Here is a 13813-nt window from a genome sequence, read left to right on the forward strand (position 1 = left end):
GATTTTAAATAATTTTATCCATCACGCTTGCGATGGATAAAAATCCTCTGCGATAAATTTTTGTTATATTGATCACGTTCTAACCACAAGAGAGGTGATTTGAAAATAACCTTAAAATATTGTGGTCAGGCCGCTAGACCACAATAAGAGGATTAATCATGAAAAGAAAAACAATGGGATGGCTTATCGTTTTTCTTCTATTTATAGTTTACATGCTCAACTATATGGATCGTTCAGCATTGTCGATAACTGCCCCCTTGATCGAAAAGGAGTTAGGATTTAACGCCGCGGAGATGGGAATGATCTTCAGCGCATTTTTTATCGGATACGCCCTGTTTAATTTTATTGGTGGCTGGGCCAGCGATAAAGTTGGGCCAAAAACGGTTTTTCTCATCGCAGCGTTACTATGGTCTGTATTTTGTGGCTTAACTGGTTTAGTCACCGGATTGTGGACAATGCTTATCGTGCGCGTTCTTTTCGGTATGGCTGAAGGACCGGTCAGCGCTGCCGGAAATAAAATCATCAATAACTGGATTTCCCGAAAGGAGTCTGCCACGGCGATCGGAATTTTTAGCGCCGGTTCCCCGCTCGGCGGCGCGGTGTCCGGGCCGATAGTGGGCCTGCTGGCGTTATCCTTAGGCTGGCGCCCCGCATTTGGCATTATTTTCTTATTTGGCCTGGTCTGGGTACTACTGTGGTACTTTATCGTTAGCGATAAGCCAACAATGAGTAAACGCCTGGCGCCGGAAGAACGCATTGATTTTGAAAATCATGAGGACGTTATTTTATCTGATGATGGCCGGGCTACGCCTTCACTCGGCTATTACATGAAACAACCAATGGTATGGGCAACAACTCTGGCTTTTTTCAGCTACAACTATATTCTTTTTTTCTTCCTGACCTGGTTCCCAAGTTACCTGAACCATTCGTTACATCTCGATATTAAAGAAATTAGTATCGCCACGGTAATTCCCTGGGTCATCGGCGCCATTGGTATGGTGCTCGGCGGCGTCTGTTCTGATGTAATTTATCGGATTACCGGTAATGCTCTGCTCTCACGTCGACTTATTCTGGGCGTATGTCTGGCAGGCGCAGCGGTATGTGTTGCCGTTTCCGGTACTGTTAGCACTATTGGTAGCGCAATTACGCTCATGTCAGTTTCACTCTTCCTGCTCTATTTAACGGGCCCAATTTATTGGGCGGTTATTCAGGATGTTGTTCATAAAGATAAGGTAGGGAGCGTCGGCGGAGCCATGCATGGCCTGGCTAATATATCCGGCATTATCGGTCCGCTTGTCACCGGTTTTATCGTTCAATTTAGCGGTAAATATGACTATGCGTTCTATCTGGCTGGTGCTATCGCTATCGTTTCAAGCCTGTTGGTCTTCGTGTTTGTAAAAAGTAAAGGATTCAAAGCCAATGAAAGTCAAAGCTGTGTTCATTAATAAGCCTGGTGAAGTTGAAACCCGCTGGGTGGATTATCCCCATAAGAAAGAAAATGAAGTATTAATTAAGGTTGATGCTGCAGGCATTTGCGGATCGGATATCGGGGCTTTTCGTGGAACGAACCCACTTGTTACTTACCCAAGAATTATTGGGCATGAAGTGACCGGAATTGTTCTTCAGGAAGGTACCGGAATGCCGGACAATATTAAAAAAGGCGACCACGTGATTGTTGACCCCTATATTTATTGTGGTCACTGCTACCCTTGCTCTGTCGGCAGAACTAACTGTTGTGAAAATTTAAACGTCATTGGCGTGCATGTCGATGGCGCAATGCAGGAGGTGGTGACTCATCCCGCACATTTAATTCATAAAATACCAGATAATGTGCCTTCTGAAATGGCGCCGCTGGCAGAACCGCTGACCATCGCTCTGCACGCGCTGCATCGGGCAAACGTTAAGGCCGGGGAATATGTTGCCATCATCGGCGCGGGGGCCATTGGTCTTATGGCGGCATTAAGCGCGCGTCATTACAAGGCAACGCCTATTCTGATTGATATTGTGGAAGAAAGGTTACGCTATGCGCAAAAGCTTGGCGTTCCCTATGTGCTGAACGCCGCTGACGATCAGGTTATCGACGCTATTAAAAATATCACCCACGGCACCATGGCGCAGGTCGTGATAGAAGCTTCCGGCGCAAATAGCGCTATTCGAAATACGCTTGATTTAGCATCGTTTGCTGGTCGTATTTCGTTTACCGGATGGCCAAAACAGGAAACGTCGCTGCCGACGAACCTGATCACCTATAAAGAACTGGATTTACGCGGCTCCCGCACCAGTGCCGGTGAATTTGATGAGGCATTACGTATGCTGTCTACGCTGGAGATTAATCCACAAGATGTTGTCAGTAAGATCGTCAATCTTGATGAGATCCCTGATGCAGTTAAAGAGCTTGATCGCTATCCGGAGCGCTACTTAAAGATTAATGCTGTTTTCCATTGAGTTACGGCGAGTTCTACCGCATGGCATGACCGCCATGCGGTGTTATTCATCGACAAACTTAGCCGCCGACAATCTTTCTCACATAGCGTAAATGTTCCAGAGATCCCTCATAGGCGCTGTCAGCATCAGACTGGCGCATCGCATCCACTATCGCTTTATGCTGTTTGTTGAGATTAAGTAAAACATTTCTGTCTCCAGACTGCTCATCAAGCCCGGCATAAGGGATATTAATCCGTTGTTCCCATAACATACGGGACATATCGAACAACACCCGGTTACGGCTGGCCTCAGAGATCGCAAGGTGAAATTCTTTATCCAGCGAGTAAAAGCCGTGGACGTTATTATCGTTAATGGCTTGATCCATACGATGATAAATCGCCTCTATTTGGTTGATGACGTCAACGTTATCGTTTTGTGCGGCTAAGCGCGCACAATGGCTATCGACCAGCTCGCGAGTAGAGAGAATTTCTTCGATGGTATAGTCGCTGGCAAGGTGTTTTTTATCTGAAACGATAACCCCATTACCGGACTGAATCACGATCCATCCGGAGATCTCCAGTACAATAAGGGCTTCTCGCAAGGAGGCGCGGCTCACGCCAAGCTGTTTTGCCAGTTCGCGTTCTGGCGGTAAAAAAGTTCCCGGGGGAAAAATATTATCATTGATCAGCTTAATGATGAGGTTGGCTATCTTCTGATAGAGCCTCTCCTGCCTGACCTCAGGTATAACCATGCGCCCTCCAATCCATATCCAGGGGATTTTGAATGGATTTAGCATACCATCCTGGCGCTGGTGATCGTGATAATTAATTACCGTGCATGATAAAGAGAAGCAACCGCCGGTAGCCTCCATTACCTTCGCCGAGACTACCGGGGAAACTAAACCGAGATGAGCTATTTATCCTTTGACGTTGATTTTCTCGAACACGGGCGCTGTCGCGTTCTTAAACTGAGAAAGAGACCAGGTTTTATAGTTGATATCATTGTAGCCGCGCACCATCATCTCACCGTGCGTTAAGTCAGACAGCGTTGTCCAGACCGTATATTCTGAGACCGGTTTGCGGGTGGCGTTGCCTTCCCCTTCACTCCCCATATAATCAACCGTAATATTTTTCGGACGATCGAAACGGCTCATAATATGCGCAAGCGTATTCATTGCATCGTGGGCGGATGTCGCTTGCGGCGCATATGTGGTGTAATAAACGCCGCGTATAAAACGGGAAACCGACGTATCGGACGATGGCAAGTCTGCAATAGCAATCCCGCTATCAGGCTGCATCACTTTTATCCCGCCCAGTGTGCCTGAAGAGCGGTCCACATTGGTTAATTGCGTATAGTTATTCAGATTTGTCAGATGCCAGGGGAATGCGGGACCATTTGTCATCACGCGAGTGGGATTGTCATAGACATGGAATTTGCCATTTTCCACTTCAACGACAATGCTTCCTCCTTTCTTGTCGTAAAACGCATAATGAAATGGCGATTTCAGATCGCCAAACCGATGCAGTTCCGGTGACCAGAATTTACCCTCTTTTATTGCCTGTTTTACCTCGCCGACAGTAGCAAAACGGGCCAGCGCCCATTCTCCCAACGAGGTGACAGGAATTGCCTGTTTATATTCACTCGCGGGCAATGGCGGCAACTGCGCATTCATGATCATGTTTTCACTAAATGACAATCCCGCGCTATTCATGCCTTCAAGTATGTCTCTGCTATCGCCATCAGTGATGGTGGAAGTAATGGCCAGTATCGGATATTTCGCCTGATAGCTCACTCCCTGACTGCCATCCGGCGTTTTTTTATCAAACTGTGTTCCCGCCGGATAATACGTTAACCATGAGGGTAAATCCTGCATATATTCCAGCGTACGTCCATGAAAAACATCGCCTTGTTTATCCTGAATAGCAAGGGTTGTGCAGGCCTGTGCAGCCAGGGCGTATGAAAACAACGCCGGAGCGATAAATAACATTGCTTTACTTTTTTTCATCATGCTCTCCTTGTTTGTAAAATGGATTGGATGAATATATTAAATTAAACCTATCAATGGTTATGCAGCACGTAATTAATTGTGATCTTATTTTACAAGCTAATAAATTTAACTGACGGGTTTAAAGGAGAGTTAAACACAGCGAACTAATATGAAACGCGTTATCCGTGTGACCATTTAAAAAAATCCCATCATGTTATAAATAAATCTTATCAACATTAAGAGATACCATCACAACGCTATATTTACTCCACATCACCAATAACATTAAATTAATTTATGTTTTTGAGTAATGTGAGTAGCACACATGTAATCGGTTGTTACGAATTAGAAACATAATTGCTACTAAAACACGTTGAGAAAGACAAGAAATGCAACATATGATGCCCACACTAACTATAGTGGTTTGGGATAAACGTTATGCAAACACAAGATACATTTTATCAAGTTATGCGTAGACACGGCGTGACAAGGCGTAGCTTCCTCAAGTTTTGCAGCCTTACCGCAACGTCTTTAGGCCTGAGCAGTTCGATGATTCCTCAGATAGCTTATGCCCTGGAGAATAAACCGCGTACGCCAGTGATATGGCTGCATGGTCTTGAATGTACCTGTTGTACCGAATCTTTCATTCGCTCTGCGCACCCGTTGGCAAAAGATGCCATTCTGTCGCTCATTTCCCTGGATTATGACGACACCATTATGGCCGCCGCAGGGCAACAAGCCGAGCAGGCGTTGGCGGATGTGATGCGCGAGTACAAAGGAAATTATATCGTTGCCGTGGAAGGTAACGCGCCGCTGAATGAAGATGGGATGTTTTGCATACTGGCTGGTGAGCCGTTCCTGGAGAAGTTAAAACGCGTCAGCGCGGATGCTAAAGCGATTATCGCCTGGGGGTCCTGCGCATCATGGGGCTGCGTGCAGGCAGCCCGTCCCAACCCAACTAAAGCCACGCCGGTTCACAAATTAATTACCGATAAACCCATTATTAAAGTGCCAGGCTGCCCACCTATACCTGAAGTGATGTCCGCCGTTATCACCTATATGCTGGCATTTGATCGCATCCCTCCCCTTGATCGTCTTGGACGACCAAAAATGTTTTATGGCCAGCGAATTCATGACAAATGTTACCGACGCGCGCATTTCGATGCCGGTCAGTTTGTGGAAGCGTGGGATGACGAAGGCGCCAGAAAAGGGTATTGCCTGTACAAGATGGGCTGTAAAGGCCCGACCACTTATAACGCCTGTTCAACCGTTCGCTGGAATGATGGCGTGTCTTTTCCTATCCAGTCAGGTCATGGATGCCTCGGATGTTCGGAAGATGGATTCTGGGATTACGGTTCTTTTTACAGCCGGGCAACGGGCATTCCGCAAACCGGCATTGAGGCTACCGCCGATAAAATCGGAATGGGCGTTGCTGGCGTCGCGGGCGCTGCCGCCATCGCTCACGCCACGGTGAGCGCCATAAAACATGCCCGCAATAAAAACAACACGTCATCAGAAAACGCTCCGGAAGAGAAAAAATAATTATGGCATATCCTTATCAGACTCAGGGTTTTACGCTGGACAATAGCGGACGGCGAATTGTGGTCGATCCGGTTACTCGCATCGAAGGGCATATGCGTTGCGAAGTGAATATCGACAGTAATAATGTCATTACTAACGCCGTGTCGACCGGCACCATGTGGCGCGGCCTGGAGGTTATCCTGAAAGGTCGCGATCCGCGAGACGCCTGGGCATTCGTTGAACGCATTTGCGGCGTCTGCACCGGTACACACGCTCTGACCTCAATCCGTGCCGTAGAAAATGCGCTGGGAATCGCGATTCCGGACAACGCAAACTGTATCCGTAATATGATGCAGGCTACGCTACACGTTCACGATCACTTGGTGCATTTTTATCATCTGCACGCGCTGGACTGGGTTGATGTGGTTGCCGCCCTGAAAGCCGACCCGCATCAGACCTCCGCCATCGCGCAAAGCCTTTCCGCATGGCCGCTATCCTCGCCGGGATATTTCCGCGATTTGCAAAATCGACTGAAGCGGTTTATCGAGTCCGGTCAACTTGGCCCTTTCCGTAATGGCTACTGGGGACATCCGGCGATGAAACTTCCGCCGGAAGCCAATTTGCTGGCGGTCGCCCACTATCTTGAAGCACTCGATTTTCAAAAAGAGATCGTAAAAATTCACACCGTTTTCGGTGGTAAAAACCCGCATCCTAACTGGCTGGTGGGCGGCGTTCCTTGCGCCATCAACCTTGACGAAACGGGCGCGGTCGGCGCAGTGAATATGGAACGCCTGAACCTTGTCAGTTCCATCATCCAAAAAGCTCGCCAGTTCTGCGAACAGGTTTATCTTCCGGACGTCTTGCTGATTGCCAGTTATTACAAAGACTGGGCAAAAATCGGCGGCGGGTTATCGAGCATGAACCTGCTGGCTTATGGCGAGTTTCCGGATAACCCTAACGATTATTCCGCCAGTAATCTTCTGCTTCCGCGTGGGGCTATCATTAACGGTCGTTTCGACGAAATTCATCCTGTCGATTTAACCGCCCCCGATGAGATTCAGGAGTTTGTTACTCACTCCTGGTATACCTATGGTAACGGCAATAACGATAAGGGCCTGCATCCTTGGGATGGTCTGACCGAACCGCAACTGGTCATGGGCGAACACTATAAAGGCACAAAAACCTTTATCGAACAGGTGGATGAGTCCGCTAAATATTCATGGATTAAATCGCCGCGCTGGAAGGGACATGCGATGGAGGTAGGTCCGCTGGCGCGTTATCTGATTGGATATCATCAAAATAAACCGGAATTTAAAGAACCCGTGGATCAACTGCTTAGTGTATTAAAGCTGCCTAAAGAAGCGCTCTTTTCTACATTAGGGCGTACTGCCGCGCGTGCGCTGGAATCCGTATGGGCAGGCAATACGCTGCAATATTTCTTCGATCGTCTGATGCGTAACCTCAAGTCCGGCGATACGGCGACGGCAAACGTCACGCTCTGGGAACCCGATACCTGGCCTACATCGACAAAAGGCGTTGGTTTCAGCGAGGCGCCGCGCGGCGCGCTGGGGCACTGGATAAAAATTGAAAATCAGAAAATCGACAGCTATCAGTGTGTGGTACCGACAACCTGGAATGCCGGGCCACGTGACGATAAAGGTCAAATTGGCGCGTACGAAGCGGCGTTAATGGGGACTAAACTCGCCGTTCCCGATCAACCATTGGAGATTTTACGTACTCTGCACAGCTTCGATCCCTGCCTGGCCTGCTCCACCCATGTTATTGATAATCATGGAGGGGAGCTGGTCAGGGTTCAGGTACGATGACGACGATTCGGAGGTCTCAATGCATCTCAAAGAAATAACCAGCCAGGGGTACTATATCTATGAAGCGCCGGTCCGTTTATGGCACTGGATCACGGCGTTATCCATTGTCGTCCTGGCTGTTACAGGATATTTCATTGGCCACCCCCTGCCATCGATTCAAGGTGAAGCGACCTTTATGTTTTGGATGGGCTGGATACGACTGATCCATTTTACCACGGCGTATATTTTTACTGTCGCGCTGCTGTTTCGTATTTACTGGGCATGTGTCGGCAATGAGTACGCCAGGGAGATGTTTCTGGTTCCGTTCTGGCGCCGCGCCTGGCGCAAAGGCGTTATCAGCGAAATCCGCTGGTATTTTTTCCTCGAAAAAGAGGCCCATCGTTACTATGGACATAATCCGGTAGCGGGACTGGCGGTAATGTTCTATTTCTGGATGTCCGTACTGATGGTGTGTAGCGGCTTTGCGCTCTATGGCGAAGGACTTGGAACAGACAGTTGGGCGTATCAATGGTTTGGCTGGATGATTCGCCTGACTGGCAACGATAGCCTCGCGCTGCATTTCTGGCACCGGCTGGGCATGTGGTTCATTATCGCCTTCGTCATTGCGCATGTTTATACCGCTATCCGCGAAGACATTATGAGCCGACAAAGCGTGATTTCCGTCATGATAAGCGGCTGGCGCTGGTTCAGGTGATAACAATGGCAGAAGTAACAATCTTAGGGCTTGGCAACCTGCTTTGGGCAGATGAAGGGTTCGGCGTCAGAGCGGCGGAAAAGCTGTTTGAACAGTATGCCGATAACGAGAAAGTTGACGTTGTTGATGGCGGTACGCAGGGGCTGGCGCTGCTGCCCTGGCTGCAACAGACCGAAAAACTGTTAATCATGGATGCTATCGATTTTGGTATGGCGCCAGGTTCGCTGGCGATGTTTCGTGATGAACAGGTTCCCGCCTATCTGACGGCGAAAAAACTCAGTTTACATCAGACCAGTTTTTCTGAAGTGCTGGCATTGCTGCAATTAACCGACGGCCAGTTATCGGAGATTGTGCTGATTGGCGTGCAGCCGGAATGTCTGGATGACTATGGCGGGAGTCTTACGCCGCAGGTAAAGGCGCAACTGATGCCTGCGGTCTGTCTCGCGCAGGAAGTGCTGGCGCAATGGGGTATCACCGCCTCTTCAGCGGCCTTGCCCACTGAAAGGCTCAATCATTACAGCCTGTGTATGGAACGCTACGAAGATGAACGGCCAGATGCGCAAAGCGCCTGCCGGGTCGGCGATATTCGGGTGCTACAGAGAGAGAAATCATAATGTGTATCGGCGTTCCTGTGCAGGTTATTTCACCCGGTCAGTGGTTCGCCAAATGCCGCGACCGACACGGCGAGCTTATCGACGTTGATATTCGGCTTGTGGCTCCCCCCTTAGCAGGCGCATGGCTGCTGACATTTGGCGGCGCAGCACGACGAGAAATGGACGAAGCGGAAGCCGCTGAGGTACTGGCGGCGCTGGACTCGCTGGAACAGGCCATGCTTACGCAAAGCGATCCGCTGACCGGTTTTGCCGATTTATTGTCTCGCACGCCTGAATTACCGGAGCATTTAAAAAAATGACTATCTCACCCCAAAATCCTGTTTGTCCACTGGCGGATAAAGGCTTTCTGGTTACCGATGCGCAAACGCTCCCGTCGTTGATTAATGCGCATCCGACTCTGCTGGTTTTGCTGCAAAGCGACCCCAACAAACATCCGGAAGTCGCCGACAGTTGGGTCATTATCCCGGAGATCCTCAAGCAATTTCCGGCGACGTCTTATACCGCGGCATTTGCGGATAGCGAACAGAGTGATCTGATCGCCCGGGAGTATCGCATTCTGAAATATCCGGCGCTGCTTTTCTTTCGCCAGCACCGTTTTGTCGGCAGTCTGGCGGGATTATATAGCTGGCAAGAATACTCTCAGCGGGTGGCCGCATTGCTGACCACACCGGGCTATCGTCAGGATATTCCCGTTATCACGCAATAGAATGAAAGGTAACACACGTGAATCATTCCAGAACTATTCCAGTCGTTAATATTGCCGGACCAGGCTCGCAGCCAGAAGAGGAAGACTTTAACTTTCTTCCTATCCCCGCCGGCATTAATCTACCACTGACGCCGGTTTTACCGGAACAGGCGTTGCCCGCTGAGCTTCGTGTTGCCAGACACATCCTGACTACGCTTATTCGCGATATGGATAACCCGGTGGCAACGCTCCCATTTCCCCTGAGCTATAAGCTGAATGCCACTGAGCAACAGAATAGCGGTTTGTTGGATCAACTGCTCGGCGAAGGTGAAATCTCCGCCCGGGTACTATTATCCGATGGAAAAGAACAGCGTATTCAGGAGACGGTTTTTACGGGTGTCTGGCGTGTGCGTGAATATAACGCTGACCAGCAACGGGTTGCCGATGAAATTATCATTGGCCCGATCCCGGAGAGCATCTGGCAGACGCATCCGCAGCCGACGATTACGCCAGAATTGCCGCCACAACCGGCGGGACTGATGAATGGCGCCTTTATCGCGCATGAAATAGCCGAGCGCGTAAAACAGCCGGTAAAAGAGCCGCATATCATTAACTTAACGCTGTTGCCAGTAAACGATGCCGATCGCGAGTATCTGGAGCATTTTTTAGGCGAAGGCTGTAGCGCTATTTTTTCACGCGGATATGGTAAATGCCGGATTGTAAGCACGCATTTTCCCGGCGTATGGCGGGTCAATTATTTCAATGATATGAACACATTACTGCAAGATATGATTGAGATAGCAGACATTCCTGATATCGCCGTTGCAGGCATCGACGATATCGAAGATGCCTACGCGGGGCTAAAAAATACGTTGGAATGGCTGAAAGAATACCCGGTCACAGAAAATGAGCCAGTGGTGCGCATGGAGTGCAAAGTATGTTGGTGGGTTTACGACCCTGCGCTGGGCGATGACGTATGGCAAATTCCACCCGGCGTGCCCTTCAGCCAGTTACCTGATTACTGGTGCTGTCCGGTTTGCGAAACCAGTAAGTCCGGGTTTATGGTGATCGATGAAGGTAATAATTCGTGCAAAGATTGACCGTCTATTCTCACCCGCTACGGATTATCTGGCAGGAGGCGCCGATCGGTCGTTTGTTACAGGGCGCAACGCCGGTATACGCAAAAACGCTTATTTCACGTTTGTTTACGTTGTGCGCTCAGGCGCACAGCGCAGCGGCGGCTTTACTGTTGTTTCCTGAAGAGAAGCCAGATATGCAGGCCGCACAACAAGAGCTGGCGCGAGAAACGCTCCGTCGCGCGTTGACCGACTGGCTCCCCCTGTTTAGCCACCGACAGGCAACCGCTGAAGAATGGGCGTTGTTACGTCGCGGAGAGTTATCCCCGCTGGCAAGCACAATCTTTTTTGACGATGATCCTCAGACCTGGCTTGCCGCTGGCGTAAAGGGCTGGGAAGCCTGGTTTTTGCAAGAGCGTTCTGAAACCGCCCGCTGGCTGGCGACATTACAGAATATCATTACACCTACACTACCGATGGCGTCATCCCCGGACCATACGTTAATAACCCCTGGTCCCCTGGATGTCTCGCCTCTGGCTATCGAATATCCGCTACTGTCAGCCTGTTGTCTTAGCGGAAAAATGACTGCGCTACGTCTGCTGGCCCGCTGCGTTACGCTCGCCCGAAGTTTGAGCGCCCTTCCTACCCTGCGCTGGAATCGTTTTGATGATGGCGAATGGAAAATAGCAGTAGTGGAAACCGCGCGAGGATGGTTAGTTCATCAGGCCAGACTGACGACGTCAGGCAATATTCTTGATTACCGTATTATCTCGCCTACCACACGTCACGCCCAATCTGACGGCGTCATTGCTCGCGAACTGGCCACTATTCCACTCTCATTGTGGTCGCAACAGTTACAGGTAATTGATCCTTGTGTCGCCGTAAATATTGTTGAATGAAGGAGCTGGCCCATGCATGAATTAGCCCTGGCGCAAAATATTATCGAATTGCTGGAGGAGCAGGCAGTAAATCACCAGTTCAGCAAGGTAAAGCAAGTCTGGCTGGAGATTGGCGTTATGGCCTGTGTTGAGGTGCCGGCGCTGCATTTTGGCCTGGACGTCGCCGCTCGTCATACCCTTGCTGACAATGCGCGTTTCCACATTACTATCGCACCGGCGCAAGGTTGGTGTCTGTCCTGTAATCAACCCTTCACCTCTCAAACGTCCACACTCTGTTGCCCCTTTTGTCATTCAGGTAAAGTGCAGATAGATGACAGTAGCAGAATGCGCATTCGCGAGATCGAAGTCGAATAGCCAATGAATAGTCAATAAAAAAGGACGCCAGAAGCGTCCTGAAATAATAAAAGAATAAATTAACAATAATAAAGGTTAAGCAGTGACACAGTTTTGGGAAAAGGAGGGTATCCCTAAACTGCCTTAATCAGCAAGTTTTATCAAAACTCGTAGACTAAGCCGAGCGCCACGGTGTTGTCTGTATTAGGATTCGATGGGTTGCCATCTTTTAGCAGATTGATTTTGTAGTCAACATACGCGGACATATTTTTATTGAAGTAGTAATAGGAACCCACATCAATATATTTCACAAGGTCGAACGAACCCAGTCCATCAACATCATTGGCTCTGGATTGCAGGAACGCCAGTGACGGGCGTAAGCCATTATCAAATTGATATTGCCCTACCATTTCCCAGTTATCGGTTTTATGTGCAAAGCCGCCCAATGTATCGCCCATATAGGTCATATCATAAGTACGGGTATAGTTTGCCGCCAGGTAAATATTATTGGCATCATACTTCACGCCGCCAGTCCAGGCTTCAGCACGGTCGCCATTGTCGTATTTATCTTGCGTCATCTGATCAAGCGTGCGTTTGGAACTGGTATAGGCTGCCCCCAGGCTCACCCCCATGCCCAAATCATATGTCGCTGATGCCCCGAAACCATCGCCATTCTGGTACGCGATACTTTTTCTGGCATTATTACTTAAAGGATCGCCTTCTTTCGACAGGCCGTCATTTTTACCCTGATACTGCAACGCAATATTCAGACCATCAACCAGACCAAAGAAATCATTATTGCGATAAGTCAGAACGCCATTCGCGCGTCCGGTCATAAAATTATCGGAAGCTTCATACGAATCATTACCAAATTCAGGCAGTACGTCAGTCCATGAACCAATGTCGTATAACACGCCATAGTTACGACCATAATCAACAGACCCCATATCGGCAAATGCCAAACCAGCAAAACCGAGACGCGTCCAGCTTTGCGGGGAACCGCTGGAGTCACCATCTTCCGGACGATTGGCGTTGACCTGATACTCCCACTGTCCAAAACCGGTTAGTTGATCGGTAATTTGAGTTTCGCCTTTAATACCCATACGGATATAAGATTGATCGCCATCCGTACTATGATTACTGGAAAAATAATGCAGGCCGTCGACCTTGCCATACAAATCCAGTTTATTGCCATCCTTGTTATAGATTTCTGCTGCGTTGGCGGCTCCAGCCATCATTACGGCTGCGGCTACCGCAGATAACACCACTACTTTTTTCATTTTATATGCCTTATTTGTCTTATTTTTGGACTTTCCGCAAAACCTGCTCGCGGAACTGTCCAGGACAATATCACTAACAATTACCGTGCGTTAAGTTTCAAAGTGTAATATTAGCTTGCTATGTATTAGTGATGTTAAAATGCAAGTTAAGCATGACTACATCAATGATATGCCCTGTTTTCTGCTGTAATAACAAGGGGGTTACCCGTAGAGAACTGGCTTACGGTCGGGGATGCCAGGGCGAGAATGGCACTGAACACTCGGCTGACATTCGGTAAGACGGAATCATAATCAAGTCAGTTGAGGCCACAGCCCTTCTTATTTTTGTGTATAATTTGTTACGTTTGCATTTATTTTTAAATTAGCGTTATGAAAATATCAGTACTACTGAAATAGCACTTCTTCGCTTCGTGTATTTTTACTATGGTTAATTATCACATAGCGCAAACGGTCATTTGTGTATCACTATTCATA

14 protein-coding genes are annotated in these 13813 nt (G+C 48.7%); 11 read left to right on the forward strand and 3 right to left on the reverse strand.

The features are described 5' to 3' along the window. The first annotated feature begins 158 nt into the window (after positions 1–158). Together ACLJPE_RS03635 and ACLJPE_RS03640 are read left to right on the forward strand one after the other, a co-directional pair. Entirely contained in the window at positions 159–1445 is a 1287-nt protein-coding gene (locus tag ACLJPE_RS03635; protein WP_000824240.1) for an MFS transporter, read from the forward strand. Beyond that, entirely contained in the window at positions 1420–2445 is a 1026-nt protein-coding gene (locus ACLJPE_RS03640; protein ID WP_039514170.1) for a zinc-binding alcohol dehydrogenase family protein, read from the forward strand. The genes ACLJPE_RS03635 and ACLJPE_RS03640 overlap by 26 nt, the downstream gene beginning before the upstream one ends. A gap of 58 nt (positions 2446–2503) precedes the next feature. Here ACLJPE_RS03640 and ACLJPE_RS03645 read toward each other — a convergent pair whose 3' ends face one another. After that, positions 2504–3295, reverse strand: a complete 792-nt coding sequence (locus ACLJPE_RS03645; RefSeq protein ID WP_000388417.1) for a FadR/GntR family transcriptional regulator — start codon at positions 3293–3295, stop codon at positions 2504–2506. Between the two features lie 45 nt (positions 3296–3340). Beyond that, complete coding sequence (locus tag ACLJPE_RS03650; RefSeq protein ID WP_000976505.1) at positions 3341–4432, reverse strand: choloylglycine hydrolase family protein; 1092 nt, start codon at positions 4430–4432, stop codon at positions 3341–3343. A 417-nt stretch (positions 4433–4849) separates the two neighbouring features. Here ACLJPE_RS03650 and ACLJPE_RS03655 point away from each other — a divergent pair, with 417 nt between their 5' ends. The 9 genes from ACLJPE_RS03655 to hypA are packed head-to-tail and all read left to right on the forward strand — an operon-like array spanning position 4850 to position 12080. Next, positions 4850–5953 (forward strand): hydrogenase small subunit, encoded by a 1104-nt coding sequence (locus ACLJPE_RS03655; protein ID WP_001194450.1) that lies wholly within the window; start codon positions 4850–4852, stop codon positions 5951–5953. A gap of 2 nt (positions 5954–5955) precedes the next feature. Further along, the gene (locus tag ACLJPE_RS03660; protein ID WP_000331201.1) at positions 5956–7758 is read left to right on the forward strand and encodes a nickel-dependent hydrogenase large subunit; all 1803 of its coding nucleotides are present in this window, start codon (positions 5956–5958) and stop codon (positions 7756–7758) included. Then, the gene (gene cybH, locus ACLJPE_RS03665; RefSeq protein ID WP_000924455.1) at positions 7709–8452 is read left to right on the forward strand and encodes a Ni/Fe-hydrogenase, b-type cytochrome subunit; all 744 of its coding nucleotides are present in this window, start codon (positions 7709–7711) and stop codon (positions 8450–8452) included. Before ACLJPE_RS03660 ends, cybH begins: the two co-directional genes overlap by 50 nt. 5 nt (positions 8453–8457) lie before the next feature. Next, on the forward strand, positions 8458–9066 hold the full coding sequence (gene hybD / locus ACLJPE_RS03670; protein WP_000852658.1) for a HyaD/HybD family hydrogenase maturation endopeptidase: 609 nt from the start codon (positions 8458–8460) through the stop codon (positions 9064–9066). Then, on the forward strand, positions 9066–9365 hold the full coding sequence (gene hypC / locus ACLJPE_RS03675; RefSeq protein WP_000334904.1) for a HypC/HybG/HupF family hydrogenase formation chaperone: 300 nt from the start codon (positions 9066–9068) through the stop codon (positions 9363–9365). The genes hybD and hypC overlap by 1 nt, the downstream gene beginning before the upstream one ends. Then, entirely contained in the window at positions 9362–9772 is a 411-nt protein-coding gene (locus tag ACLJPE_RS03680; protein ID WP_000155977.1) for a hydrogenase, read from the forward strand. The genes hypC and ACLJPE_RS03680 overlap by 4 nt, the downstream gene beginning before the upstream one ends. Before the next feature lie 17 nt (positions 9773–9789). Further along, positions 9790–10851 (forward strand): hydrogenase expression/formation C-terminal domain-containing protein, encoded by a 1062-nt coding sequence (locus ACLJPE_RS03685; protein ID WP_001016749.1) that lies wholly within the window; start codon positions 9790–9792, stop codon positions 10849–10851. After that, on the forward strand, positions 10839–11726 hold the full coding sequence (locus ACLJPE_RS03690; protein ID WP_001189395.1) for a hypothetical protein: 888 nt from the start codon (positions 10839–10841) through the stop codon (positions 11724–11726). The genes ACLJPE_RS03685 and ACLJPE_RS03690 overlap by 13 nt, the downstream gene beginning before the upstream one ends. A gap of 12 nt (positions 11727–11738) precedes the next feature. Beyond that, a complete protein-coding gene (gene hypA / locus ACLJPE_RS03695) occupies positions 11739–12080 on the forward strand; it encodes a hydrogenase maturation nickel metallochaperone HypA (protein WP_000544772.1) in 342 nt (113 codons plus the stop codon). 140 nt (positions 12081–12220) lie between these two features. Here hypA and ompC read toward each other — a convergent pair whose 3' ends face one another. Next, the gene (ompC, locus tag ACLJPE_RS03700) at positions 12221–13339 is read right to left on the reverse strand and encodes a porin OmpC (RefSeq protein ID WP_000758335.1); all 1119 of its coding nucleotides are present in this window, start codon (positions 13337–13339) and stop codon (positions 12221–12223) included. Between the last annotated feature and the right edge of the window lie 474 nt (positions 13340–13813).

Source organism: Salmonella sp. SAL04196 (genome assembly GCF_046550835.1).
Lineage (GTDB): Bacteria > Pseudomonadota > Gammaproteobacteria > Enterobacterales > Enterobacteriaceae > Salmonella > Salmonella enterica.